Origin of the sequence: Microbacterium sp. T2.11-28 (assembly GCF_950097975.1) — a bacterium.
In the GTDB taxonomy this organism is placed as follows: domain Bacteria; phylum Actinomycetota; class Actinomycetes; order Actinomycetales; family Microbacteriaceae; genus Microbacterium.
Genome location: NZ_CATNHF010000001.1, coordinates 52,654 through 77,248, shown reverse-complemented (window position 1 = coordinate 77,248; position 24,595 = coordinate 52,654). Strand labels below are relative to the sequence as shown.

The window sequence follows — 24,595 nt, the reverse complement described above, 5'->3', positions numbered from 1 at the left end:
GGATCCGGGACCGCTCGCGTAGACTCGACGGGCTCGACAGAAAGGTAGTCATGCGGATCACTGGCCTGGGCCACGCGGGCATGTTCATCGAGACCGAGGGCGGCAGCATCCTCTGCGACCCGGTCATCGGGCCGAGCTTCTTCGGCTCGTGGTTCCCGTTCCCCGACAACCGCGGCCTGGACTGGGAGAGGTTCGGCGCCGCCGACTTCCTCTACATCTCGCACCGCCACCGCGACCACCTCGACCCGGCGCTGCTGCGACGGCACGTGCGCCGCGACATCCGCGTGCTGCTGCCCGAGTACCCGACCGACGACCTCGAGAAGGACATCCGGGCGCTCGGCTTCGAGAACATCGAATACACCCAGGCGGGCGTCCCCCTGCACTTCGGGGCGCTGAAGCTCATGGTCACCCCGCTGCGCGCCCCGAGCGACGGCCCGATCGGCGACTCGTCGCTGAGTGTCGACGACGGGACGGCGAGCATCCTGAACCAGAACGACTCCCACCCGCTCGACCTCGAACGCCTGCTGGGCTTCAGCAAGCCCGAGGCGTACTTCACCCAGGTCTCCGGCGCGATCTGGTGGCCGATGGTCTACGACCTGCCGCAGGACGCCAAGCAGAACTTCGCCCAGCTCAAGCGCGACGCGCAGAACAAGCGCGCGATGTACTACATCGAGAAGGTGGACGCCGAGCACGTCTTCCCGATGGCGGGGCCTCCCATGTTCCTGCGCGAAGAGCTCTTCCGCTTCAACGGCTGGGGCGCCGAGGACGACTCGATCTTCACCGACCAGCGTCAGTTCCTCGCCCACATGCGTCAGCTGCGGCCGGAGCAGAAGGGGTACGAGTTCCTCCCCGGCACGCAGGTCGACCTCGTGAACGGCGAGATCACCGTGACGCAGACCCTGTACACGCAGGACGAGATCGACCGCGTCTTCGACGACAAGTGGGCCTACCTCGCCGAGCAGCGCGACGCGCGACAGGACGAGATCCGCGCCGAGGAGGCCGGTCGCTCCGAGGTGCTGCCCCCGGAGGAGATGCTGCAGGCCATCAAGGAGTGGTGGGAGCCCCTGCTGCGGCGCGCCCGGACCATCCGCAACGGCGTCGGCGGCAACGTGCGCTTCCGCATCGGCGACCTCGACATGGTGGTGGACTTCCCCCGCGCCAAGGTGCGCGAGTACGCGGGCGAGGAGTGCATCTACTGGTACACGATCCCGGCCGACCTCGTCTCGACCAACATCGCCGACGGCGAGATCGACTGGTCGAACTCGATCTTCCTGTCGATGCAGTTCGAGGTGGGGCGCAGCGGGAAGTTCAACGAGTTCCTCACGACGTTCCTCAAGTGCCTCTCCCGCGACCGGATCGAGTACGTCGAGAACTGGTACGCGGAGCAGTCCGACCAGACCGAGGACGCCGAGATCGGCGACTGGACCGTGCAGCGACGCTGCCCGCACCTGCGCGCCGACCTCACGAAGACCGGCAAGATCGAGGACGGCGTGCTCACCTGCGCGCTCCACGACTGGAAGTGGGACCTCGCCTCGGGCAAGTGCCTCACGACACCCGGGCACCCGATCCGCGCGTCGCGCTCCGTCGACGGCGGCCTCACCGAGGCGGCGACGCAGCCCGCCGCGTGACGGACGCCCGACCCCGAGTGACCGCCGTGTCCCGTCGCCGACCCACCGCCCTCGACCTCGTCGACGTGTTCGTCTACGTCGTCATCCTGGGCCTGACGGTGCAGTTCCTCCCGGGTGTGCTGAGCGAGAGCTTCGTGCTCACGCTCCTGACCGCCGTACTGCTCAAGGCCGTCCTCGAGGTGGTGCTGGCGCTGAAGACGCGCGTCATCCGCAGCATCCGCTCCGCCGACGCGCCCCTGCGGCGCGTCGCGGCGATCGCGACGCTCGTCCTCATCCTCCCGGGAAGCAAGCTGCTGGTCCTGTGGCTCGTCGACGTGGTCTTCGGCGATGCCGTGCGTCTCGGCGGCTTCTTCGCCGTCACCGGCCTGATCGTCGTGCTGATGCTGGCGCGCGCCGGCGTGCGACGCGTCCTGGCGCCGCGGACCCCCGCCGACGGGTAGAGTGGAGCGAACCACAGCAACCTTTAACACCGTCCCGTGAGGCGGAGAAGGGAGCGGCGGATGAGCACGCGAACCGTGCTGCACGGCGCCGACATCGCCCGGGCCCTGACTCGGATCTCCCACGAGATCCTGGAGTCCAACAAGGGGCCCGAAGGTCTGGTCCTCCTCGGCATCCCCACCCGCGGGGTCTCGCTCGCCGAGCGCATCGGCGCCCTGGTGTCCGAGTTCAGCGGCGCCGCCGTGCCGGTCGGCGCGCTGGACGTCACGATGTACCGCGACGACCTGCACCGCAACCCCACCCGCACCCCGCGCCCGACGCAGATCCCGCCCGGCGGTGTGGACGGACGCACGGTCGTGCTGGTCGACGACGTGCTGTTCTCCGGCCGCTCGATCCGCGCGGCGCTGGACGCGCTGGGCGACATCGGACGGCCGGCCGCCGTGCGGCTGGCGATCCTCGTCGATCGGGGCCACCGCGAGCTTCCGATCCGTCCCGACTTCGTCGGCAAGAACCTCCCGAGCGCCCGCGACGAGCGCGTCAACGTGCGCCTCGCCGACGTCGACGGCATCGAGGGGGTGACGATCGAGTCATGAGGCATCTGCTCGACACGAAGACCCTGTCCCGCGAGGAGGCGCTGCGCATCCTCGACGTCGCCGAGGACATGCGCGATACGCAGTCCCGCGAGATCCGCAAGCTCCCGACGCTGCGCGGCAAGACGGTCGTCAACCTGTTCTTCGAGGACTCCACCCGCACCCGGATCTCCTTCGAGGCCGCCGCCAAGCGCCTCTCCGCCGACGTCATCAACTTCTCGGCGAAGGGCTCCTCGGTCTCCAAGGGCGAATCGCTGCAGGACACGGCGCAGACCCTCCAGGCGATGGGAGCCGACGCCGTCGTCATCCGCCACGGCGCCTCCGGCGCGCCCCACACCCTCGCCACCAGCGGCTGGATCTCGGCCGGCGTCGTGAACGCCGGCGACGGCACCCACGAGCACCCCACCCAGGCGCTCCTGGACGCCTTCACGATCCGGAAGCGCACGTTCGGCGACGACAGCCGGGGACGCGACCTCGAGGGACTGAGCGTCACCATCGTCGGCGACGTGCTCCACTCGCGCGTGGCCCGCTCCAATGTCTGGCTCCTGACGTCGCTGGGCGCCCGCGTCACCCTCGTCGCCCCGCCGACCCTCGTGCCGCAGGACGTGTCCGCCTGGCCGGTGCGCATCGCCTACGACCTCGACGAGGCTCTGGCGAGCGGCCCCGACGCGGTCATGATGCTCCGCATCCAGCTGGAGCGGATGACCGCCGCGTATTTCCCGACTGAACGGGAGTATTCGCGGCGGTGGGGTCTGGACGCCGAGCGTCTGGCGGCCCTGCCGGCAGGTAGCATTGTGATGCACCCCGGTCCGATGAACCGCGGGCTGGAGATCTCCGCCGACGCCGCCGATTCACCCAGGTCGACCGTGCTCGAGCAGGTCGCCAACGGCGTCTCGGTGCGCATGGCGGCGCTCTACCTGCTGCTGGCGGGGGAGCGGACCGACACGACCGCCGAGGAGGACGCCCGATGACCCGTCGAGACGATTCGGGGGCCTCGCCGGTCCTCGTGCGCGGCGCCCGCCTGCCGGGCGGAGAGACGACCGACCTGATCCTCGCCGACGGCCGCATCGACGAGGTCGGCTCGGGGCTGAGCCGCAGCGGCGCGACGGTGGTCGACGCCGACGGGCTCGTGGCCCTGCCGGGGCTCGTCGACCTGCACACGCACCTGCGCGAGCCGGGGTACGAGGCCTCGGAGACCATCCTCACCGGATCGCGCGCCGCGGCCGCCGGCGGCTACACCACGGTCTTCGCCATGCCCAACACCTCGCCGGTCGCCGACACCGCGGGCGTGGTCGAGCAGGAGCTGGCGCTCGGCGAAGCCGCCGGCTACGTGCACGTGCAGCCCATCGGCGCCGTGACCGTGGGCCAGAAGGGCGAGCGGCTCGCGGAGCTCGGCGCCATGGCGTCGTCCCGGGCGCGCGTGCGCGTCTTCAGCGACGACGGCTTCTGCGTCTTCGATCCGCTCATCATGCGCCGGGCGCTGGAGTACGTGAAGGCGTTCGACGGCGTCGTCGCCCAGCACGCGCAGGACCCGCGGCTCACCGAGGGCGCGCAGATGAACGAGGGCACGGTGTCGGCGGAGCTCGGCCTCGCCGGATGGCCGGCGGTGGCCGAGGAGTCGATCATCGCGCGCGACGTCCTGCTCGCCGAGCACGTCGGCTCCCGCCTGCACGTGTGCCACCTGTCCACGGCCGGCTCGGTGGACATCATCCGGTGGGCCAAGCGGCGCGGCGTCGACGTGACCGCCGAGGTGACCCCGCACCACCTGCTGCTCACCGAGGAGCTGGTGCGGGGCTACGACCCGCGCTTCAAGGTCAATCCGCCGCTGCGGCGCGACGAGGACGTCCGGGCGGTCCGCGAAGGACTGGCCGACGGCACGATCGACATCGTCGCGACCGACCACGCCCCCCACCCGGCCGAGGCGAAGTCCTGCGAGTGGCAGGCCGCGGCCAACGGCATGGTCGGGCTGGAGTCCGCGCTCCGGGTAGTGCAGCAGGCCGTCGTCGACACGGGGATGCTCACGTGGGAGGACGTGGCGCGCGTCATGTCGGCCGCCCCCGCGCGCATCGGACGCCTCGCCGAGGCCGGCACCGACCTCGTTGTCGGTGCGCCGGCGTCGCTGACCCTCTACGACCCGGCGCCGTCGGCCGTCTTCACGCGGGAGGACCTGCGCGGTCGCAGCACGAACTCGCCCTACGTGGGCCGGGAGCTTCCCGGCTCGGTCCGCTGGACCTTCTTCCGGGGCGCGGTGACCGTCGCCGAGGGCGCGGTCGTCGACCTCGCGGAGGTCCCCGCATGACCCGGGAGCTCGCGCTGCTCGTCATCGTCGCCGTCGCCGTGCTGCTCGTCGGCTCGGGCGTCTGGGCGTGGCGCCGCCGGGTGCGGCGCGACAGCGCCCTCTCGGCGCCGATCGGCGAGATCCCGGCGGACGCGAAGAGCCTCACCGTCTTCTCGGGCTTCTACGTCGCCACCACGCGGCACGACGAGCCGCTCGAGCGACTCGCCATCCGCCGCCTGGGCTTCCGCTCGCGCGTCGACCTCACGGTGACGACCGCGGGTGTCGCCCTCGACCTGCCGGGGCAGCCGAGGCTGTTCCTCCCCACCGCTCGCCTCGTCGGCGTCGACCGCGCCTCGGTCGCCATCGACCGCGTCGTGGAGCGGGACGGACTGGTCCGTCTCACCTGGCACGCCGACTCCGGGCAGACCACGACGCCCGTGGACTCCTACTTCCGCCCGCAGGACGCCTCCGCCGGCGCCCTGGCCGATGCCGTGGCCGGCATCCTCCCCGCACCGACTCCGACCACCCCGACGGGAACCGACGCATGACCAGCTCCTTCTCACCGACCCTCGACCCCGCCGTGCTCGTCCTCGAGGACGGCTCCCGTCACCCGGGCCGCGCCTACGGGGCGCGCGGAACGACCCTGGGCGAGGTGGTGTTCGCCACCGGCATGACCGGCTACCAGGAGACCCTCACCGACCCCTCCTACGCCGGGCAGATCGTCCTGCAGACCGCCCCGCACATCGGCAACACCGGCATGAACGCCGAGGACGTCGAGTCGCGCCGCATCTGGGTCTCCGGCTACATCGTGCGCGACCCCTCCCGCGTCGTGTCGAACTGGCGCTCGGAGGAGTCGCTCGACGAGGCCCTCGAACGCGACGGGATCGTGGGCATCAGCGGCATCGACACCCGCGCCGTCACGCGCGTCCTGCGCTCGGCCGGCAGCATGCGCGGCGCGATCTTCTCCGGCGACGCCGCGGCGATCGACGCCGACGAGCAGCTGCGGATCGTCCGCGAGGCGCCGGAGATGTCCGGGCGGAACCTGTCGGCGGAGGTGTCGGTGACCGCTGCCGAGATCACGCCCGCCGCGGAGGGCGTGCCCCACCTCGGAAACCTCGCCGTGCTCGACCTCGGCGTCAAGCAGGCGACCGTCGTGAACCTCGCCGCGCGCGGCTTCGACGTGCACGTGATGCCGCAGAGCGCGACGATCGACGACATCCGGGCGATCGATCCGGTCGCGGTGTTCTACTCCAACGGCCCGGGCGACCCCGCCGCCTCCGACGACCATGTGTCGCTCCTGCGCGCGGTCCTCGACGAGTGCCTGCCCTTCTTCGGGATCTGCTTCGGCAACCAGCTGCTCGGGCGGGCCCTGGGCTTCGGCACCTACAAGCTGCCGTTCGGCCACCGGGGCATCAACCAGCCGGTGCTGGACAAGCAGACCGGGCGGGTGGAGATCACGGCGCACAACCACGGCTTCGCGGTCGACGCGCCCATCGAGGGCACGGTGGACAGCCCGAACGGCTACGGCCGGGTCGAGGTGAGCCACGTGGGCCTCAACGACAACGTCGTAGAGGGCCTGCGCGCCCTCGACCTCCCCGCGTTCTCGGTGCAGTACCACCCCGAGGCCGCCGCCGGGCCCCACGACGCCAACTACCTCTTCGACCGCTTCGCCGAGCTGGTCGTGTCGACCCAGAAGGACAACCACTGATGCCCAAGCGCGACGACATCACCAGCGTCCTCGTCATCGGCTCCGGGCCGATCGTCATCGGCCAGGCGTGCGAGTTCGACTACTCGGGAACGCAGGCCTGCCGCGTGCTCCGCGAGGAGGGCGTCCGCGTCATCCTGGTCAACTCCAACCCGGCCACCATCATGACCGACCCCGACTTCGCCGACGCGACCTACATCGAGCCCATCACCCCCGAGGTGATCGAGACGATCATCGCCAAGGAGAAGCCGGATGCCATCCTGCCCACCCTCGGCGGCCAGACCGCGCTCAACGCCGCGATGGCCCTGCACGACCGCGGCATCCTGGAGAAGTACGACGTCGAGCTGATCGGCGCGAAGGTCGACGCCATCCGCAAGGGCGAGGACCGGCAGATCTTCAAGCAGCTCGTGCTCGACGCCGGCGCCGACGTGGCGCGCAGCGTCATCGCCCACACCATGGACGACCTCCTCGCCGGGGCCGCCGAGCTCGGCTACCCGCTGGTCGTGCGCCCCTCGTTCACCATGGGCGGGCTCGGCTCCGGCTTCGCCTACGACGAGGCCGACCTCCGCCGCATCGGCGGTGCCGGCCTGCGCGACTCGCCGACCACGGAGGTGCTGCTGGAGGAGTCCATCCTCGGCTGGAAGGAGTACGAGCTCGAGCTCATGCGCGACACCTCCGACAACACGGTGGTCGTCTGCTCGATCGAGAACGTGGACCCCGTCGGCGTGCACACCGGCGATTCGATCACCGTCGCCCCGGCGCTGACCCTCACCGACCGCGAGTACCAGAAGCTCCGCGACATCGGGATCGACATCATCCGCGCCGTGGGCGTGGACACCGGCGGCTGCAACATCCAGTTCGCCGTCGACCCCGCCTCGGGCCGCATCATCGTCATCGAGATGAACCCCCGGGTGTCCCGCTCCTCGGCGCTGGCCTCCAAGGCGACCGGCTTCCCGATCGCCAAGCTGGCGGCCAAGCTCGCCATCGGCTATCGCCTCGACGAGGTGCCCAACGACATCACCCAGGCCACGCCCGCGAGCTTCGAGCCGACCCTGGACTACGTCGTCGTGAAGGTGCCGCGGTTCAACTTCGAGAAGTTCCCCAACGCCGACACGACCCTCACGACCACCATGAAGTCGGTCGGCGAGGCGATGGCGATCGGCCGCAACTACGCCACGGCGCTGCAGAAGGCGCTCCGCTCGCTCGAGAAGCGCGGCTCCAGCTTCCACTGGGGCCCCGAGGACCGCTCGGTCGAGGAGCTCCTGGAGATCGCCACGCGCCCCACCGACGGCCGGATCGTGGTCCTGCAGCAGGCGCTGCGCAAGGGCGCGACCATCGAGCAGGCCTTCGAGGCCACCAAGATCGACCCCTGGTTCCTCGACCAGATGGTGCTCATCAACGAGGTGGCCGAGTACATCCGGCAGGCGCCGGAGCTCGACGCCGCGACGCTGCGCGTCGCCAAGGAGCACGGCTTCAGCGACGCGCAGATCGGCCAGCTCCGCGGCCTCGCCGAGGAGGAGGTGCGCGGCGTGCGCTGGGGACTGGACGTGCGCCCGGTCTACAAGACCGTCGACACGTGCGCGGGGGAGTTCCCCGCCCTGACGCCGTACCACTACTCCTCGTACGACACGGAGACCGAGGTGATGCCGTCCGACCGCAGGAAGGTCGTGATCATCGGCTCCGGCCCCAACCGCATCGGCCAGGGCGTCGAGTTCGACTACTCCTGCGTCCACGCGTCGTTCGCCCTGTCGGCGGCCGGCTTCGAGACGATCATGGTCAACTGCAACCCCGAGACGGTGTCCACCGACTACGACACGAGCGACCGCCTGTACTTCGAGCCGCTGACGCTCGAGGACGTCCTCGAGGTCCTGCACGCCGAGGCGCAGTCGGGGACGATCCACGGCGTCGTCTGCCAGCTCGGCGGCCAGACCCCGCTGGGCCTGGCGAAGGGCATCGAGGAGGCCGGATACACGATCCTGGGCACGAGCCCGGCGGCCATCGACATCGCCGAGGAGCGCGAGCTGTTCTCGCAGCTGCTCGATCGGGCGGGCCTGATCGCGCCGCGTCACGACACGGCCGTCGACGAGGCCGGTGCCGTCGCGATCGCCGAGGAGATCGGCTACCCCGTGCTCGTGCGCCCGAGCTTCGTGCTGGGCGGCCGCGGCATGGAGATCGTCTACGACACCGACAGCCTGCGCGACTACTTCGTGCGCACCGCCGGCGAGGTCGTCATCGAGGAGGGCAAGCCCCTCCTGGTGGACCGATTCCTCGACGACGCGATCGAGCTCGACGTCGATGCGCTCTACGACGGCCACGAGCTGTACATCGGCGGCGTCATGGAGCACCTCGAGGAGGCCGGCATCCACTCCGGCGACTCGTCGTGCACGCTGCCGCCGGTCTCGCTCGGCCGCACCGAGATCGACCGGGTGCGCACCGCCACGCTCGCGATCGCCGAGGGCGTCGGGGTGCGCGGCCTGCTGAACGTGCAGTTCGCGGTCTCGGCGGGCGTCCTCTACGTCATCGAGGCCAATCCGCGCGCCTCGCGCACCGTGCCGTTCGTCTCCAAGGCGCTCGGGATCCCGCTCGCCAAGGCCGCCAGCCGCATCATGGCCGGCGCCACCATCGCCGAGCTCAAGGCCGAGGGCCTGCTGCCGGTCGAGGACGGCTCGCGGGTGCCGCTGGATGCGCCGGTCGCCGTCAAGGAGGCCGTGCTGCCGTTCAAGCGCTTCCGGACCGCCGACGGTCACACCGTGGACTCCGTGCTCGGCCCCGAGATGCGCTCCACGGGCGAGGTGATGGGGATCGACCGCGACTTCCCGACCGCCTTCGCCAAGAGCCAGGCAGCCGCCTACGGCGGGATGCCGACCGAGGGCACGGTCTTCCTGTCGGTGGCCGACGACGACAAGCGTGCCGTCATCCTCCCCGCGCACCGGCTGCAGGAGCTCGGGTTCCGGCTCACCGCCACCGAGGGGACGGCCGAGATCCTCGCCCGCAACGGCATCCGGGTCGAGGTCGTGAACAAGTACTCGGCCACGCAGCAGACGGGGGAGCGCAACGTCGTCGACCTCATCAACGCCGGGGAGATCGACATCGTGGTGAACACGCCCTCGGGTGGCATCGCGCGCGCCGACGGCTACGAGATCCGCGCCGCCGCGGTGGCTGCCGACAAGGCCCTGTTCACGACGATGGCCGTGCTCGGCGCCGCCGTCAGCGCGCTGCCGGTGCTGCGGGAGGGCTTCTCGGTGAAGAGCCTGCAGGAGTACGCCGCCGACCGGAAGGCGGCGGTGTGACCGGATTCGGGGAGCGCCTCCACGCCGCGCTGGGCGCCCGGGGAAGGCTGTGCGTCGGCATCGACCCGCACGAATCCCTGCTCCGCGCGTGGGGGCTCCCGGTGGACGCGGCCGGTGCGCGGGAGTTCGGGCTGCGCGTCGTCGAGGCCGCCGCGCCCCGGGTCGCCGTCGTGAAGCCCCAGGTGGCCTTCTTCGAGCGCTTCGGCTCGGCCGGGTACGCGGCACTCGAGGAGGTCATGTCCACGGCGCGCGCGGCCGGGCTGATCGTGCTCGCCGACGCCAAGCGCGGCGACATCGGCACCACCATGGACGCCTACGCCGCGGCCTGGCTGACGCCCGGCGCCCCGCTGGAGGCGGATGCCGTCACGGTCAGCCCGTACCTGGGCGTCGGCGCGCTGCGCTCCACCTTCGAGCTCGCACGCGAGGGCGGCAAGGGCGTCTTCGTCCTCGCCGCCACGAGCAACCCGGAGGCCGCGTTCATCCAGGGCGCCGCGCCGCAGTCGGCCGTGCACGAAGACGGAGCCGTGCGCACGAACCCGACGATCGCCGCAGACGTCGTCGACGAGGTCTCTTCCTTCAACCGGGCCGGAGACGGCGTGCTGGGCGACATCGGGTTCGTGATCGGCGCGACCGTCGACGCCGCGTCCTACGGGATCCCGGTGCCGATCCAGCCGGCGGCACCGATCCTCGCGCCCGGGTTCGGCGCCCAGGGGGCGCGGCTGTCCGCGCTGAGCGCCCTGTTCGGCGCCAACGCGTCGACTGTGCTCGCCAGCGCCAGTCGCAGTATCCTCTCCGACGGACCCGCCGGTCTCGCCGACGCGATCGACGCCCACAACCGCGAACTCCAGGAAGCACGCCATGACTGACGCCCGCCGCCCGCCCGAGGTCGACCGCGCCGCCGCGTCACGCCGCGCCGTCGCCGCCCGACGCGAGCGCGCCTCCCTCAAGCGCGACGTGGCGACCCGGGTGATCAGCCCGCAGGAGCTGCTGCGCCGCGCGCTGGCCGATCCGCACTCGCCCGCCGGTGCGATGCGCGTCACCGAATTCCTGACGGCGCTGCCGGCGATCGGCGAGGGCAAACGCGATCGCATCCTCGCCGACCTCGAGATCTCGCCCGTCAAGCGCCTCGGCGGCCTGGGCAGCCGGCAGCGGGCCGAGCTGGAGGCCTTCCTCGACGGGCGCTGGCCCGAGCCCCGCCCGCGCGAGGGCCGTAGCCGCCTGGTCGTGCTGGCCGGGCCCACCGCGGTCGGCAAGGGGACCGTGGCAGCGCACATCAAGGCGCATCACCCCGAGATCCTCCTGTCGGTCTCCGCGACCACGCGCGCACCGCGCCCCGGCGAGGTCGACGGCGAGCACTACTACTTCGTCGACGACGCCGAGTTCGACCGGCTGATCGCCACCGGGGCGCTGCTGGAGCACGCGACCGTCCACAACGCCTTCCGCTACGGCACGCCGAAGGCGCCCATCGACGCCGCCCTGCGGGAGGGGCGCACGGTGCTCCTCGAGATCGATCTGCAGGGGGCCCGCCAGGTCCGCGCCGCCGCCCCGGATGCCAACCTCGTCTTCCTGCTCCCGCCCAGCTGGGACGAGCTGGTGCAGCGCCTCGTCGGCCGCGGCACCGAAGACGCCGAGGAGCGCGCCCGCCGGCTGAAGACCGCGCGCGTCGAGCTCGCGTCGCAGGGCGAGTTCGACCATCACGTCGTCAACGACGACGTGGCGCGGGCGGCGGCCGAGGTGGCCGCCCTCGCGCACTGAACGGCGGCGGGACTGTAGAATGGTCGGATGCCGCGGCGTCCTCGTCCGTGAGGAGCTGCGCGCCCCGCGCTTCGCCCCGATTTTCTTCCGCCATCCGATCCAGGAGGTCCACTATGGCCACTCGTGACCAGGGCATCATCGACCCGCCCATCGACGCACTGCTCGAGAAGGTCGACTCGAAGTACCAGCTCGTGATCTACGCGTCCAAGCGTGCCCGCCAGATCAACGACTACTACTCCGACCTCCACGAGGGAAACCTCTTCGACAACGTCGGGCCCCTCGTGGACTCGACCGTCGAGGACAAGCCCCTGACGATCGCACTGCACGAGATCCACGAGGACAAGCTGCGCCTGCGCTCGCTCGACTGATCCCATGACGCCGTATGGCGTCGCCGTGCCCGCGTCACCCGCCATGTCGGGGGACGCGGGCATGATGGTTAACACCCCCGATCCTGTCCGCCGTCTGGAGCACCGATGACTCAGCTGCGCCTGTTCACGTCCGAGTCCGTGACCGAAGGGCACCCCGACAAGATCTGCGATCAGATCTCCGACAGCGTGCTCGACGCGCTGCTGGCCGTGGACCCCGGGAGCCGGGTCGCCGTGGAGACGCTGGTGACGACGGGGCTCGTCCACGTCGCCGGCGAGGTGCGCACCGACGGCTACGTCGACATCCCCGGGATCGTGCGCGGGGTCGTCAACCGCATCGGCTACACCTCCAGCGAGACCGGCTTCGACGGCGACTCGTGCGGTGTCACGGTCTCCATCGGCGAGCAGTCCGGGGACATCGCGGCAGGAGTCGACAACGCGATCGAGCACCGGGAAGAGGGATCGAGCGACCCCGTCGACGCGCTGGGCGCGGGCGACCAGGGGATCATGTTCGGCTACGCGACCACCGAGACGCCGCAGCTCATGCCGATGGCGATCTGGACGGCGCACCGCATCGCCGAACGGCTCACCGACGCTCGGCGCTCCGGCGCGCTGCCGTTCCTGCGTCCCGACGGCAAGACGCAGGTGACGCTCGGCTACGACGGCCACGTGCCGCGAACGGTCGAGACGGTGGTGGTCTCGACCCAGCACAACCCCGACATCTCCCTCGCCGCGCTGCGGGCGGCCGTGCGCGCCGAGGTCATCGACCCGGTCATCGCGCAGACCGGCCTGGACATCGGCGATGTGGAGTACGTCATCAACCCCGCCGGTCCCTTCGTGATCGGCGGCCCGAAGGGCGACGCCGGCCTCACCGGTCGGAAGATCATCATCGACACCTACGGCGGCGCCGCACGGCACGGCGGCGGCGCGTTCAGCGGCAAGGACCCCTCGAAGGTCGACCGCTCGGCCGCCTACGCCATGCGGTGGGTCGCCAAGAACGCCGTCGCCGCCGGTCTGGCCGACCGCCTCGAGGTGCAGGTCGCGTACGCCATCGGCCGGGCGGCGCCCGTCGGGCTGTACGTCGAGACCTTCGGCACCGGGCACGTCTCGGACGAGGCGATCACCGCCGCGATCACGGACGTGTTCGATCTGCGGCCGCAGGCCATCATCGACCGGCTCGACCTGCTGCGCCCGATCTACGCCCAGACCGCGGCGTACGGTCACTTCGGACGCGAGCTGCCCGACTTCACCTGGGAGCGCACCGACCGCGTCGAGGAACTCCGCGCCGCCGCCGGCCTCTGACCCGCCGTGGTCACCGTCGCCCGCGTCCTGGTCGACTCTCCGCTGCCTCAGCTCGACCGGCCGTTCGACTACGCCGTGCCCTCGGAGCTGGTCGGCGAGGTGGTCGCGGGAGTGCGCGTCAAGGTGCCTCTGCGCACCGCCGGACGCGTCGTGGAGGCCTATGTCCTGGACGTGACGGATGCCGTCGCCCCGGACCGTCCGCTGTCCGAGGTGGACAGCGTCGTCTCGCCGGTGGCCGTGCTCCCCGAGTCGCTCTACGCTCTGGCCCGACGAGCGGCCGATCGCGCGGCGGGCTCGGCGGTCGACATCCTCCGGCTCGTGATCCCCAAGCGCATGGTGCGAGCGGAGAAGGCCTGGCGCGCGGCCGAGCCGCCGCAGGCGCCGGCCGTGTCGCCCGAGGGGCTCGCCTGGGCACGGGGCGTGCTGGCGTCCCATCCCGGCCTGGGCGACGCGCTGGCCGCGGGGGAGCGCCTCGCGATCGACCCGCCCCCGCGTCCCGTCGCCGGGAGCGCGTGGGGCGCGTGGGCGGAGCTGATGGCCGCGATGGCCGTGGAACGTCTCGCGGCGGGGCGCAGCGCCGTGCTCGTGCTGCCGGACCACCGCGACCAGACGCAGGTGCTGGCCGCGCTGACAGGCCGCGCGCCCGACGACGCGATCGTCCGCGACGACGCCCGCCGCTCCGGACCCGAGCGCTACGCCGCGTATCTGCGGCTGCTCCATCCCGCGCCGTGCATCGTGGTCGGGAACCGGTCGACGGTCTACGCCCCGGCCCACGACGTCGGCCTGGTCGCCGTCTGGGACGACGGCGACCCCCTCCTGGCCGAGCCGCTGAGCCCCGGGGTCCACGCCCGCGACGCCGCGCTCATCCGCCAGGAGCTCGAGGACTCCGCGCTCGTGTTCGCGGGGCACACCCGCTCGACCGACGTCGAGCGGCTGGTCCAGCTCGGCTGGGTGCGGGAGGTCCCCGCCGCGCGGCGGGAGAGCCCGCGCGTGATCCTGTCGGGGACGCACGAGGGGGAGGTGCGCGGACAGCGCGTGCCGTCGGCGGCCTTCGCCGCGGCGCGCGAGGCTCTGCGGGACGGCCCCGTGCTCGTGCAGGTCTCCCGGCCCGGATACGCCCCCGTCCTGGTCTGCGCCGACTGCCGCACACCGGCCCGCTGCCCGCACTGCGCCGGTCCGCTGCATGCCCGCCGTCCCGGCAGCGCCCCCGACTGCGGCTGGTGCGGGCGCACCCTGCCGAACTGGTCCTGCGCGAACTGCTCCTCGCAGCGTCTGCGGATGGCGTCGTCGGGGTCGGAGCGCACCGCCGACGAGCTCGGCCGCGCGTTCCCGAACACCCGCGTGATCGTCTCCGACGGCGCCCACCCGGTCACGGAGGTCGAGGCGCGGCCGGCGCTGGTGATCGCGACGCGCGGGGCGGAGCCGATCGCCCCGGGCGGCTATCGGGCCGTCATCCTGCTCGACGGCGACAAGATGCTGCTGGCCGAGCAGCTGCGGATCGGCGAGGCGTGCCTGCGCTGGTGGTCGAACGCGGCCGCCCTCGCCGCGCCGGGCGCACCGGTGCACCTCGTCGGGGTGACCGGTCCGGTCTCCCGGGCGCTGGCGACCTGGACCCAGGCGGCCTACGCGCGCACCGAGCTGGCGGAGCGGGCACCGCTGCACATGCCCCCGGTGGTCCGGGTGGCGACGGTGGAGGGAACGGCGGCCGCGGTCGACGAGGCGATCGCGCACGTGCGGGCCGAGGTCCCGTCGCTGGCCCCCGCCGCGGTCCTCGGGCCGGTGCCGGCGGGCGAGGGCACGGTGCGGGCGCTCCTCCGCTTCGAGTACGCCCACGGGCGCGCGGTCGCCGAGACGCTGCGTGCAGCGGTCGTCGCCGACGCGCTGCGGGGGCGCCGCACCGCTGCCCGGGCGCGTGCCGCGGGCACGGCGCGCGGGCCGGCCGCGACTACACTCAGGGTGCGGCTCGACGTGCCCGAGCTCGATCTGTGACCATCCCCTTTCCCTTCAGGACCCCCATGCGCATCGTGTTCGCCGGAACCCCGGCTCCGGCGGTGCCATCGCTGCGGGCACTGGACGAGTCCTCGCACGACGTGGTCGGCGTCGTCACCCGCACCGATGCGCCGCAGGGCCGCAAGCGCGTCCTCACGCCTTCGCCGGTGGCCGAGGCGGCGGCTGCGCGCGGCCTCCCGGTCGTCAAGGCGGACCGGCTGGGCGCCGACGCGACGTCGGCCGTCGACGCCCTCCGTCCCGACCTCGGCGTGATCGTGGCGTACGGCGGCCTGGTCCGGGAGCCGCTGCTGTCCCTGCCCCGCCACGGCTGGATCAACCTCCACTTCTCCCTGCTCCCTCGCTGGCGCGGAGCGGCGCCGGTGCAGCATGCCCTCATCGCGGGCGACCGGACCACGGGCGCCGCCGTGTTCCAGCTCGTCCCCGCTCTCGACGCCGGCGACGTCTTCGGCGAGATCCGCTACGAGGTCCCGGAGTCCGCCACGGCGGGACAGGTCCTGTCGGATCTCGCCGAGCAGGGGGCGCTCCTCCTGCGCGACGTCGTCGACGCCATCGCGGCCGGCACGGCGCGGGCCGTCCCGCAGACGGGGGAGCCGACCCTGGCGCCCAAGCTGTCGCTTTCCGACGGGCTCCTGGACTTCACCGCGCCCGCGCGCGAGGTCCTGGACCGCTTCCGCGGCACCACGCCGGAGCCGGGCGCCCATACCCTCATCGGCGGTCAGCGGCTGAAGGTGCTCGCCGCCCGCCCCGGGCCCGACGCCACGCTCGCGCCGGGGCGGCTGGAGCTGATCGACCGCACGGTGGTCGTCGGCACCTCCGCGGGCACCGTCGCGCTCGACGAGGTCCAGCCCGCCGGCAAGGGCCGCATGGCGGCAGCCGACTGGTGGCGCGGCCTCCGGGTCGATGCGCTGCAGGCCGACGGGACGGGGCCGGAGGCGCCCGCGGCCGGCGCCGGCCGGACGGAGCATGCCCCGTGAGCTCCTCCCGCTGGGTCGCCTACGACACCCTCCGCGCCGTCCACGAATCGGACGCCTACGCCAACCTGCTGCTCCCGCGCGAGATCGCACGCGCCGGCCTGAGCGGGGCCGATGCGGCACTCGCGACCGAGCTCGCCTACGGCACACTACGGCGGGAGGGCACCTACGACGCCATCATCGCGGAGGCCGCGAAGCGCGAGGTGGATCGCATCGACCCGGCTGTGCTCGACGCGCTGCGCCTGGGCGTCCACCAGCTCGTGTCGATGCGGATCCCGTCGCACGCCGCCGTCAACGAGACCGTGCGGCAGGTCCGCGCGGCGGCCGGCCCGGGGCCCTCCAAGTTCGCGAACGCCGTGCTGCGGCGTGTGTCGGAGCGCTCGGGGGAGCAGTGGTACGCCCGGCTCGACGAGACGGCCCGCTCGGATGACGAGCGCCTCGCGCTGCGCCACGCCCACCCGGTGTGGGTCATCCGCGCCTTCCGGCGAGCGCTGGCAGCGGAGGGGCGCGCCGACGAGCTGACCGCGCTGCTCGAGGCCGACAACGTCGCCCCGGGCGTCACGATGGCCGCCCTTCCCGGGCTCGCCGAGATCCCGGACGGGCGCACCCCGACCGTCTACTCGCCGATCGGCTTCCGGCTGGGCGGGGGAGACCCCGCGCCGGTCGTCGAGCAGGCGGGCGGACGCATCCGCGTGCAGGACGAGGGCTCGCAGCTGGCGGCGCTCGCCCTGACCCGCGCCGCCCCGCCGCGCCCCGGAGAGCGCTGGCTGGATCTGTGCGCGGGGCCCGGGGGGAAGACCGCCGTGCTCGCCGCGGAGGCTCTCGCGCGAGGCGCGCTGCTCGAGGCCAACGAGGTCTCGCCGGCGCGCGCGGGGCTGGTGCGCGACTCCGTCGCGGGCGTGCCGCTCCCGGTCCCCGTGTCCGAAGAGGACGGCCGCACGCGGGCCGGGCGCGGCCGGTACGACCGCATCCTCGTGGACGCGCCGTGCACCGGCCTCGGCGCACTCCGCCGCCGGCCCGAGGCGCGGTGGCGCAAGACGGCGGCCGACGTCCCCGACCTCGCCGCGCTGCAGGGCGACCTGCTGCGCGCCGCCGTCGATGCCCTGGCGCCCGGCGGCGTCGTCGCGTACGTCACCTGCTCACCGCACCTGGCCGAGACCGCGGCGATCGTCGCCGACGTGCGGCGATCGGCGGGCGATTCCCTCGAGGAGCTCGACGCGCGGTCGGTCGTGGCGTCCGTGTCCCGCGGACCGATCGACCTGGCCGCGCCGGCGGACGGTTCGGGGCGCGCGCAGCTGTGGCCCCACCGCCACGGCACGGATGCGATGTCGATCTCGCTGCTGCGGCGCCGCTGAGCCCGTCGCGACGACGCGGGGTCCGAGACCGGATTAGGGTGGTCCCGTGACCGGCGACGACCTCCGCATCAACCCCAGCATCCTCGCCGCCGATTTCGTGAACATGCAGGCCGAGCTCGCCCGCATCGCGACGGCCGACTTCGTGCACGTCGACGTCATGGACAACCACTTCGTGCCCAACCTCACCTTCGGACCGCAGATGGTGGAGCGCATCCAGGCGACCAGCCCGGTCCCGCTGGACGTGCACCTCATGATCACCGACCCCGACCGGTGGGCGCCCGGGTACGCCGAGATCGGCGCGGCGTCGGTCACCTTCCACCTGGAGGCGGCATCCGACCCGGTCGCGCTGGCGCGGCGGCTGCGGCAGATCGGCGCGCGCGCCGGCGTCGCCGTGAAGCCGGCGACGCCGGTCGACGGGCTGTTCGACGTGCTCGACGAGTTCGATCAGATCCTCGTCATGACGGTCGAGCCGGGTTTCGGCGGCCAGTCCTTCATGGCGGACCAGATGCCCAAGCTGGCCCGGCTGAGCGACGAGGCACGACGCCGCGGCTCCCAGGTCTGGCTCCAGGTCGACGGCGGGATCGCGGAGTCGACGATCGCGCAGGCGGCCGAGGCGGGAGCCGACACCTTCGTGGCGGGGTCGGCGGTGTTCGGCGCCGACGACCCGGGTCAGGCGATCGCCGCGCTCCGCGGGGTCGCGGCGGCGCACCGGCACTGACGCCGCCGGATCCCGCCACGCACCGGCGCCCGGCCGGGACCGGTAGCCTGGAGGGGTGAAGACCTTCGACGCCCTGTTCGCCGAGCTCACCGAGATCGCCGCGACGCGTCCCGAGGGCTCGGGCACCGTCGCGCAGCTCGACGCCGGCGTGCACGCGATCGGGAAGAAGATCGTCGAGGAGGCCGCCGAGGTGTGGATGGCCGCCGAGTACCAGTCCGACGTCGAGACGGCCGAGGAGATTTCGCAGCTGCTCTACCACCTGCAGGTGCTCATGCTCGCGAAGGGCCTCGCCCCCGAGGACGTCTACCGACATCTCTGAGCTCGCCTCCGCCCTGAACGACGACACGTTCCGAGACACTGAGAGCTCCGAGAGACCGAGAGCTACGAGACACCGAAAGTCCTGCACCATGCTGCGAATCGCCGTGCCGAACAAGGGATCGCTGGCCGAGACCGCGACCGACATGCTCACCGAAGCCGGGTACACCGGCCGACGCGATCCCAAGGACCTCCACGTCATCGACCCCGTCAACGAGGTCGAGTTCTTCTACCTGCGCCCGAAGGACATCGCCACCTACGTGGGCTCCGGCGCACTCCACGTGGGCATCACCGGCCGCGACCTCCTGCTCGACGCGCGCATGCCGGGGGCACGCGAGATCGAGAAGCTCGGCTTCGGCGGCTCCACCTTCCGCTTCGCCGGCCCTCCCGGTCGCTTCCACGAGCTGAGCGACCTCGACGGGGTGCGGGTGGCGACGGCGTATCCGGGGCTCGTGGACGCGTACCTCGACGAGCACGGCGTGGCCGTCGACCTGGTCCCGCTCGACGGGGCCGTCGAGTCGGCCGTCGAGCTGGGCGTCGCCGACGCGGTGGCGGACGTCGTGTCCACGGGGACGACGCTCAAGCAGGCCGGCCTGGAGATCTTCGGCCCGGTGCTCCTGGAGTCCGAGGCGGTGCTGATCGGCGCGCCGGTCGAGGCGGAGGGCACCGACATCCTGCTGCGGCGGCTGCGCGGCGTGATGGTGGCCCGCCAGTATGTGCTGATCGACTACGACCTGCCCGCCGACCTCGTCGACGCGGCCGTCGCCATCGCCCCCGGCATCGAGTCGCCGACCATCTCCCCGCTGCGCGACCCCGCCTGGGTGGCGGTGCGGGTGATGAGCCCGCGCAAGACCGTCAACCAGGTCATGGACGCGCTGTACGCGATCGGCGCGCGCGCGATCCTCGTGACCGCCATCCACAACGCGAGGCTCTGATGTCGCTGGCCCGCCGCGTCATCCCCTGCCTGGACGTCAAGGACGGCAGAGTCGTCAAGGGCGTCAACTTCGAGAACCTCCGCGAGATGGGCGACCCGGTCGAACTCGCGCGCCGGTACTTCGACCAGGGCGCCGACGAGCTCACCTTCCTCGACGTCACCGCCACGGTGGACGACCGGTCCACGACCTACGACGTGGTCCGCCGGACGGCGGAGGAGGTCTTCATCCCCCTCACCGTCGGCGGCGGGGTCAGATCCGCTGACGACGTCGCGCGCCTGCTCGGCGTCGGCGCCGACAAGGTGGGCGTGAACTCGGCGGCCATCGCCCGCCCGCAGCTGGTCGACGAGATCGCCGACCGCTTCGGCGCGCAGGTGCTCGTGCTGTCCCTCGACGTCAAGCGCGCTCCCGGCACCGAATCCGGGTTCGTCGTGACCACCCACGGCGGCCGCACCCTCACGACGCTGGATGCCCTGGCCTGGGCGCGGGAGGCGATCGACCGGGGCGCCGGCGAGCTGCTCGTCAACTCGATCGACGCCGACGGCACGAAGGACGGCTTCGACCTCGAGCTCGTCGCACTCATGCGGGAGCTGTCCTCCGTCCCGGTCATCGCCTCCGGCGGTGCGGGGGCGGCCGAGCATTTCGCCCCGGCGATCGAGGCCGGCGCCGATGCCGTCCTCGCGGCGTCGGTGTTCCACTCCGGTCAGCTCACGATCGGCGACGTCAAGGGCGCGCTGCGCGCCGAGGGGATCGAGGTGCGCGCATGACCGATGCTCCGCTCGACATCGCGACAGTGCTGGACCGCGTCGCCTTCACGGCCGACGGCCTCGTGCCGGCCATCATCCAGCAGTACGACACCCGCGAGGTCCTCATGCTCGGCTGGATGGACGACGAGGCGCTGCGGCGCACGCTGACCACCGGCCGGGTGACCTTCTGGTCGCGCTCACGCCAGGAGTACTGGCGCAAGGGCGACACCTCGGGCCACATCCAGCTCGTCAAGGGCGCGCGGCTCGACTGCGACGGGGACACCCTCCTCATCGCGGTCGACCAGGTCGGCGCGGCGTGCCACACCGGCGACCGGACGTGCTTCGACGCCGACGACCTGCACCCCGCGATCGGCGACGCATGACCCGTCGCCTCCGCTCACTCAGCGTCCTGACCGTGCTCGGCGGCGGCGCGCTCGCGCTGATCGCGTCCACGCAGACCTGGCTCGACGTGTCCCTCCGGGGGGCGACGACGGCGCCGCTCCCGGTGCCCGGCGCCTCGGCGCTGGCGCTGCTGGCGCCGCTCAGCCTCGCAGCACTCGCCCTGGGGCTGGCGCTGTCGATCATCGGCCCCGTCCTGCGCCACGTCTTCGGGGTGCTCGCCGTCGCGATCGGGGGAGTCCTCGGCTTCGGCGCACTGCGCGTGGCCCTGGAGCGCCCCGTCGACGCCGTCGCCGCGTCGGTCACCGAGGCCACCGGTCTGGCGGGGGAGACCACGGTGCGCGCGCTCATCGACCACATCGCGATCACGCCGTGGCCCGTCGTCACCGTGGTCGCCTCGCTCGCGATCGCGGCCGGGGGAGCGACGACCGTCCTGACGGCCCACCGCTGGCCGGGGGCGGGCCGTCGCTACCGGACCGACGGTGCCGAGGCACCGGCCCGTGCGGGTGCGCGCGCCGGCCGAGCGGGGAGCTCCGACCGCCCTGCCGCGTCGCGCCCGCACGATGCCATCGACTCGTGGGACGACCTGTCCCGCGGCGACGATCCGACCGCCTGACACCGCGCCCCACCGGCTCCCGCGCCGTACCGGACCCCTGGGGACCGCCCGCTAGACTGGTCGCAGCGACCCGCACGCGAAGGAGAACCATGAGCAATTCCGTCGACGACCCCGGCCACGGACACTCCCCGGCCGCCTGGACGGCGGTCGTGATCATGCTCGTCGCGATCGCGCTGGGCACCCTGTTCTTCTTCCTCGAGATGCCGGTCCTCGTGTGGATCTGCGTCGGCCTCACGATCGTGGGCGCCCTCACGGGCTGGGCTCTCGCGAGGGCCGGCTACGGCGTGAACGGGTCCAAGTACACGTCGAAGCAGCACTGACGTGCTCGCCGACCTCACGGCCGGCGCGGTGGAGGATGCCGAGGCACGCGCCGCGGGACGGCCGCTGGCCGACGTCGAGCGCGCCGCCCTCGCCCAGGAGCCCGCGCGCGATGCGCTGAGCGCGCTGGCGCCTGCCGACCGCGTCAAGATCATCGCGGAGGTCAAGCGCGCCAGCCCCTCGCGCGGCCATCTCGCCGAGATCCCCAATCCGGCACTGCAGGCCGCGCGCTACGAGCAGGGCGGGGCATCCGCCATCTCCGTGCTCACCGAGGGCCGCCGGTTCAATGGGAGCCTCGCCGACCTCGAGGCCGTCCGCGCCCGGGTGGAGCTGCCCGTGCTGCGCAAGGACTTCATCGCGACCCCGTATCAGGTGCTCGAGGCCCGCGCGTCCGGCGCCGACCTCGTGCTCCTCATCGTCGCCGCGCTCGAGCAGCCTCTGCTGCAGGAGCTGCACGCTCTCGTCCTCGAGCTCGGGATGACCCCGCTGGTCGAGACGCACTCGCGGGACGAGGTGCTCCGCGCGGCCGACCTCGGCGCCGCGCTCATCGGCGTGAACGCCCGCGACCTCTCCACCTTCGAGCTCGACCGCGACCTGTTCGGACGACTCCACGACGACCTGCCGCGGGATGCGATCAAGATCGCCGAGTCGGCGGTCCTCACCCCCGACGACGTCGCCCATTACCGTGCCGCGGGCGCCGACGTGGTCCTCATCGGCGAGGCGCTGGTCACCAGCGACCCCGTCACCACCCTGCACGCGTTCCTGGAAGCGGGCGCGAACGATGCATCGAGCGAGCGGAGCACCTCGACATGAGCCTGCGTGACACGCACGGACCGTTCTTCGGCGACTTCGGCGGACGCTTCATGCCCGAGTCCCTGATCGCGGCGATCGACGAGCTGACCGCGGAGTACGACGCGGCCAAGGCGGATCCGGAGTTCGACGCCGAGTTCCGCCGGCTGCTGCGCTCCTACGCGGGTCGCCCGTCGCCGCTGACGGAGGTGCCGCGCTTCGCGGAGCACGCCGGCGGTGCGCGCATCTTCCTCAAGCGCGAGGATCTCAATCACACCGGCTCGCACAAGATCAACAACGTCCTCGGGCAGGCGCTGCTCACCCGGCGCCTGGGCAAGACCCGCGTGATCGCCGAGACGGGCGCCGGCCAGCACGGCGTGGCGACCGCGACGGCGGCGGCGCTTTTCGGCTTCGACTGCACGATCTACATGGGCGAGGTCGACACGCAGCGTCAGGCCCTCAACGTGGCGCGCATGCGTCTGCTCGGCGCCGAGGTGATCCCCGTGACCACGGGCTCGCGCACCCTCAAGGACGCGATCAACGACGCGTACCGCGACTGGGTGGCCTCGGTCGAGCACACGAACTACATCTTCGGCACGGCCGCCGGACCGCACCCGTTCCCGGCGATGGTGCGCGACTTCCAGAAGATCATCAGCGAGGAGGCGCGCCAGCAGCTGCTCGACGAGACCGGAGCGCTCCCCGACGTCGTGATCGCGTGCGTGGGCGGCGGCTCCAACGCCATCGGGATGTTCGACGCGTTCCTCGACGACGAGGGCGTGAAGCTGTACGGCGTCGAGGCGGCGGGCGACGGCGTGGACACCGCCCGTCACGCCGCGTCCATCGAGCGCGGCCGCCCGGGCGTCCTGCACGGTGCGCGGACCTACGTGCTGCAGGACGAGGACGGCCAGACCATCGAGTCCCACTCGATCTCGGCGGGACTGGACTATCCCGGTGTCGGCCCCGAGCACGCCTGGCTGGCGGACATCGGACGCGCGGAGTACATCCCCGCGACCGACACCGAGGCGATGGACGCGCTGCGTCTGCTGTCGCGCACCGAGGGCATCATCCCCGCGATCGAGTCCGCCCACGCTCTGGCAGGCGCACTGCGGCTCGGACGCGAGCTCGGTCCGGACGCCGTCATCGCCGTCAGCCTGTCGGGGCGCGGCGACAAGGACATGGACACCGCGGCGAAGTGGTTCGGGCTCTACGACGAGGGCGCCGACCCGGTGGAGGCTGGGCCCGCTCCGGAGAGCGCCAAGGGCGAGGGGATCGAGCTGTGAGCCGCGTCGCCGCCGCCCTCGACGCCGCCCACGATGCCGGGCGCGGTGCCTTCGTCGGCTACCTGCCCCTCGGCTTCCCCGACCTGCAGACCAGCATCGACGCCGCCGTCACCCTCGCCGAGAGCGGGGCCGACGTGCTCGAGCTGGGCCCGCCGTACTCCGACCCCGTGATGGACGGGACCGTGATCCAGGAGGCGACCCAGACGGCGCTGGCCGCCGGGTTCCGCCTGCGGGACACCTTCACCGCGGTCCGCGAGATCACTGCGCGCGTCGACATCCCGGTGCTCGTGATGACCTACTGGAACCCCGTGATGCAGTACGGCGTCGACCGCTACGCCGACGACCTCCTGGCCGCGGGGGGAGCGGGACTCATCACGCCCGACATCACCCCCGACGCGGCCGCCGAGTGGATCGCCGCGTCCGAGCGCACCGGCCTGGATCGCGTGTTCCTCGCCGCCCCCACCTCCACCGACGAGCGGCTCGCGCTCATCGTGCGCCATTCCACCGGCTTCGTCTACACCGTCTCCACGATGGGCATCACGGGGGAGCGGGCGGAGCTGGATGCCGCGGCGCGCACCCTGGTGTCGCGGCTGCGATCGCACGGGGCCGCGCACGCGTGCGTGGGCATCGGGATCTCCACGGCCGATCAGGTCCGCGGCGTGCTGGAGTACGCGGACGGCGCGATCGTCGGCACCGCGCTGGTGCGCGCCCTGCGCGACGGCGGCGTGGCGGGCCTGGCCGCCGAAGCCCGGGCGCTCACCGCCGGCACGGCACGGTAACGGGAAAAGGAAGGAC

At 72.5% G+C, this 24,595-nt stretch carries 25 protein-coding genes; all 25 read left to right on the top strand.

Annotation, left to right across the window (positions count from 1 at the left end; translation table 11 throughout):
• The first annotated feature begins 50 nt into the window (after positions 1-50).
• On the top strand, positions 51-1,628 hold the full coding sequence (locus QQZ13_RS00365; protein ID WP_284527143.1) for a Rieske 2Fe-2S domain-containing protein: 1,578 nt from the start codon (positions 51-53) through the stop codon (positions 1,626-1,628).
• A 26-nt stretch (positions 1,629-1,654) separates the two neighbouring features.
• The gene (locus QQZ13_RS00360) at positions 1,655-2,068 is read left to right on the top strand and encodes a hypothetical protein (RefSeq protein WP_284527142.1); all 414 of its coding nucleotides are present in this window, start codon (positions 1,655-1,657) and stop codon (positions 2,066-2,068) included.
• Positions 2,069-2,128: 60 nt separating this feature from the next.
• Positions 2,129-2,659 carry a bifunctional pyr operon transcriptional regulator/uracil phosphoribosyltransferase PyrR gene (gene pyrR, locus QQZ13_RS00355; RefSeq protein WP_284527140.1) on the top strand — a complete coding sequence of 177 codons (531 nt, stop codon included), beginning with the start codon at positions 2,129-2,131 and terminating at the stop codon, positions 2,657-2,659.
• Positions 2,656-3,627: an aspartate carbamoyltransferase catalytic subunit gene (locus QQZ13_RS00350; RefSeq protein WP_284527138.1), complete on the top strand. Its 972-nt coding sequence runs from the start codon at positions 2,656-2,658 to the stop codon at positions 3,625-3,627. The genes pyrR and QQZ13_RS00350 overlap by 4 nt, the downstream gene beginning before the upstream one ends.
• Positions 3,624-4,955 (top strand): dihydroorotase, encoded by a 1,332-nt coding sequence (locus QQZ13_RS00345; protein WP_284527137.1) that lies wholly within the window; start codon positions 3,624-3,626, stop codon positions 4,953-4,955. The genes QQZ13_RS00350 and QQZ13_RS00345 overlap by 4 nt, the downstream gene beginning before the upstream one ends.
• Positions 4,952-5,482 carry a hypothetical protein gene (locus QQZ13_RS00340; RefSeq protein ID WP_284527135.1) on the top strand — a complete coding sequence of 177 codons (531 nt, stop codon included), beginning with the start codon at positions 4,952-4,954 and terminating at the stop codon, positions 5,480-5,482. Before QQZ13_RS00345 ends, QQZ13_RS00340 begins: the two co-directional genes overlap by 4 nt.
• Positions 5,479-6,642, top strand: a complete 1,164-nt coding sequence (gene carA / locus QQZ13_RS00335; protein WP_284527134.1) for a glutamine-hydrolyzing carbamoyl-phosphate synthase small subunit — start codon at positions 5,479-5,481, stop codon at positions 6,640-6,642. The genes QQZ13_RS00340 and carA overlap by 4 nt, the downstream gene beginning before the upstream one ends.
• The gene (gene carB, locus QQZ13_RS00330) at positions 6,642-9,929 is read left to right on the top strand and encodes a carbamoyl-phosphate synthase large subunit (protein ID WP_284527133.1); all 3,288 of its coding nucleotides are present in this window, start codon (positions 6,642-6,644) and stop codon (positions 9,927-9,929) included. Before carA ends, carB begins: the two co-directional genes overlap by 1 nt.
• Positions 9,926-10,795 (top strand): orotidine-5'-phosphate decarboxylase, encoded by an 870-nt coding sequence (gene pyrF, locus QQZ13_RS00325; protein ID WP_284527132.1) that lies wholly within the window; start codon positions 9,926-9,928, stop codon positions 10,793-10,795. Before carB ends, pyrF begins: the two co-directional genes overlap by 4 nt.
• Entirely contained in the window at positions 10,788-11,684 is an 897-nt protein-coding gene (gene gmk, locus QQZ13_RS00320) for a guanylate kinase (RefSeq protein ID WP_284527130.1), read from the top strand. Before pyrF ends, gmk begins: the two co-directional genes overlap by 8 nt.
• A gap of 113 nt (positions 11,685-11,797) precedes the next feature.
• Positions 11,798-12,052, top strand: coding sequence for a DNA-directed RNA polymerase subunit omega (rpoZ, locus tag QQZ13_RS00315; RefSeq protein ID WP_144807791.1), 255 nt, complete (start codon positions 11,798-11,800; stop codon positions 12,050-12,052).
• Between the two features lie 105 nt (positions 12,053-12,157).
• A complete protein-coding gene (metK, locus tag QQZ13_RS00310) occupies positions 12,158-13,351 on the top strand; it encodes a methionine adenosyltransferase (RefSeq protein WP_284527128.1) in 1,194 nt (397 codons plus the stop codon).
• A gap of 6 nt (positions 13,352-13,357) precedes the next feature.
• On the top strand, positions 13,358-15,340 hold the full coding sequence (locus QQZ13_RS00305; protein WP_284527126.1) for a primosomal protein N': 1,983 nt from the start codon (positions 13,358-13,360) through the stop codon (positions 15,338-15,340).
• A 26-nt stretch (positions 15,341-15,366) separates the two neighbouring features.
• Positions 15,367-16,335, top strand: a complete 969-nt coding sequence (gene fmt, locus QQZ13_RS00300; protein ID WP_284527124.1) for a methionyl-tRNA formyltransferase — start codon at positions 15,367-15,369, stop codon at positions 16,333-16,335.
• Complete coding sequence (locus QQZ13_RS00295; RefSeq protein ID WP_284527122.1) at positions 16,332-17,687, top strand: RsmB/NOP family class I SAM-dependent RNA methyltransferase; 1,356 nt, start codon at positions 16,332-16,334, stop codon at positions 17,685-17,687. The genes fmt and QQZ13_RS00295 overlap by 4 nt, the downstream gene beginning before the upstream one ends.
• Positions 17,688-17,733: 46 nt before the next feature.
• Positions 17,734-18,405 (top strand): ribulose-phosphate 3-epimerase, encoded by a 672-nt coding sequence (gene rpe / locus QQZ13_RS00290; RefSeq protein ID WP_284527121.1) that lies wholly within the window; start codon positions 17,734-17,736, stop codon positions 18,403-18,405.
• A gap of 55 nt (positions 18,406-18,460) precedes the next feature.
• On the top strand, positions 18,461-18,724 hold the full coding sequence (locus QQZ13_RS00285) for a phosphoribosyl-ATP diphosphatase (protein ID WP_284527119.1): 264 nt from the start codon (positions 18,461-18,463) through the stop codon (positions 18,722-18,724).
• Positions 18,725-18,812: 88 nt separating this feature from the next.
• Positions 18,813-19,655 (top strand): ATP phosphoribosyltransferase, encoded by an 843-nt coding sequence (gene hisG / locus QQZ13_RS00280; RefSeq protein ID WP_284527117.1) that lies wholly within the window; start codon positions 18,813-18,815, stop codon positions 19,653-19,655.
• A complete protein-coding gene (hisF, locus tag QQZ13_RS00275) occupies positions 19,655-20,419 on the top strand; it encodes an imidazole glycerol phosphate synthase subunit HisF (RefSeq protein WP_284527116.1) in 765 nt (254 codons plus the stop codon). The genes hisG and hisF overlap by 1 nt, the downstream gene beginning before the upstream one ends.
• Positions 20,416-20,781, top strand: coding sequence for a phosphoribosyl-AMP cyclohydrolase (hisI, locus tag QQZ13_RS00270; RefSeq protein ID WP_284527115.1), 366 nt, complete (start codon positions 20,416-20,418; stop codon positions 20,779-20,781). Before hisF ends, hisI begins: the two co-directional genes overlap by 4 nt.
• Positions 20,778-21,413, top strand: coding sequence for a Trp biosynthesis-associated membrane protein (locus tag QQZ13_RS00265; protein ID WP_284527114.1), 636 nt, complete (start codon positions 20,778-20,780; stop codon positions 21,411-21,413). Before hisI ends, QQZ13_RS00265 begins: the two co-directional genes overlap by 4 nt.
• An 89-nt stretch (positions 21,414-21,502) precedes the next feature.
• Positions 21,503-21,733 (top strand): DUF6704 family protein, encoded by a 231-nt coding sequence (locus QQZ13_RS00260; protein ID WP_284527112.1) that lies wholly within the window; start codon positions 21,503-21,505, stop codon positions 21,731-21,733.
• Between the two features lies 1 nt (position 21,734).
• Complete coding sequence (gene trpC / locus QQZ13_RS00255) at positions 21,735-22,544, top strand: indole-3-glycerol phosphate synthase TrpC (protein WP_284527110.1); 810 nt, start codon at positions 21,735-21,737, stop codon at positions 22,542-22,544.
• Positions 22,541-23,800: a tryptophan synthase subunit beta gene (trpB, locus tag QQZ13_RS00250; protein WP_284527109.1), complete on the top strand. Its 1,260-nt coding sequence runs from the start codon at positions 22,541-22,543 to the stop codon at positions 23,798-23,800. Before trpC ends, trpB begins: the two co-directional genes overlap by 4 nt.
• Positions 23,797-24,579, top strand: a complete 783-nt coding sequence (gene trpA / locus QQZ13_RS00245) for a tryptophan synthase subunit alpha (protein ID WP_284527107.1) — start codon at positions 23,797-23,799, stop codon at positions 24,577-24,579. The genes trpB and trpA overlap by 4 nt, the downstream gene beginning before the upstream one ends.
• Positions 24,580-24,595: the final 16 nt, after the last annotated feature.

What these genes read in the sequence shown, in the direction of transcription:
- QQZ13_RS00365 (WP_284527143.1), top strand. Translation starts at nt 51, where the DNA reads ATGCGGATCACTGGCCTGGGCCACGCGGGCATGTTCATCGAGACCGAG.
- pyrR (WP_284527140.1), top strand. Translation starts at nt 2,129, where the DNA reads ATGAGCACGCGAACCGTGCTGCACGGCGCCGACATCGCCCGGGCCCTG.
- QQZ13_RS00350 (WP_284527138.1), top strand. Translation starts at nt 2,656, where the DNA reads ATGAGGCATCTGCTCGACACGAAGACCCTGTCCCGCGAGGAGGCGCTG.
- QQZ13_RS00345 (WP_284527137.1), top strand. Translation starts at nt 3,624, where the DNA reads ATGACCCGTCGAGACGATTCGGGGGCCTCGCCGGTCCTCGTGCGCGGC.
- QQZ13_RS00340 (WP_284527135.1), top strand. Translation starts at nt 4,952, where the DNA reads ATGACCCGGGAGCTCGCGCTGCTCGTCATCGTCGCCGTCGCCGTGCTG.
- carA (WP_284527134.1), top strand. Translation starts at nt 5,479, where the DNA reads ATGACCAGCTCCTTCTCACCGACCCTCGACCCCGCCGTGCTCGTCCTC.
- carB (WP_284527133.1), top strand. Translation starts at nt 6,642, where the DNA reads ATGCCCAAGCGCGACGACATCACCAGCGTCCTCGTCATCGGCTCCGGG.
- gmk (WP_284527130.1), top strand. Translation starts at nt 10,788, where the DNA reads ATGACTGACGCCCGCCGCCCGCCCGAGGTCGACCGCGCCGCCGCGTCA.
- rpoZ (WP_144807791.1), top strand. Translation starts at nt 11,798, where the DNA reads ATGGCCACTCGTGACCAGGGCATCATCGACCCGCCCATCGACGCACTG.
- metK (WP_284527128.1), top strand. Translation starts at nt 12,158, where the DNA reads ATGACTCAGCTGCGCCTGTTCACGTCCGAGTCCGTGACCGAAGGGCAC.
- fmt (WP_284527124.1), top strand. Translation starts at nt 15,367, where the DNA reads ATGCGCATCGTGTTCGCCGGAACCCCGGCTCCGGCGGTGCCATCGCTG.
- hisG (WP_284527117.1), top strand. Translation starts at nt 18,813, where the DNA reads ATGCTGCGAATCGCCGTGCCGAACAAGGGATCGCTGGCCGAGACCGCG.
- hisF (WP_284527116.1), top strand. Translation starts at nt 19,655, where the DNA reads ATGTCGCTGGCCCGCCGCGTCATCCCCTGCCTGGACGTCAAGGACGGC.
- hisI (WP_284527115.1), top strand. Translation starts at nt 20,416, where the DNA reads ATGACCGATGCTCCGCTCGACATCGCGACAGTGCTGGACCGCGTCGCC.
- QQZ13_RS00265 (WP_284527114.1), top strand. Translation starts at nt 20,778, where the DNA reads ATGACCCGTCGCCTCCGCTCACTCAGCGTCCTGACCGTGCTCGGCGGC.
- QQZ13_RS00260 (WP_284527112.1), top strand. Translation starts at nt 21,503, where the DNA reads ATGAGCAATTCCGTCGACGACCCCGGCCACGGACACTCCCCGGCCGCC.
- trpB (WP_284527109.1), top strand. Translation starts at nt 22,541, where the DNA reads ATGAGCCTGCGTGACACGCACGGACCGTTCTTCGGCGACTTCGGCGGA.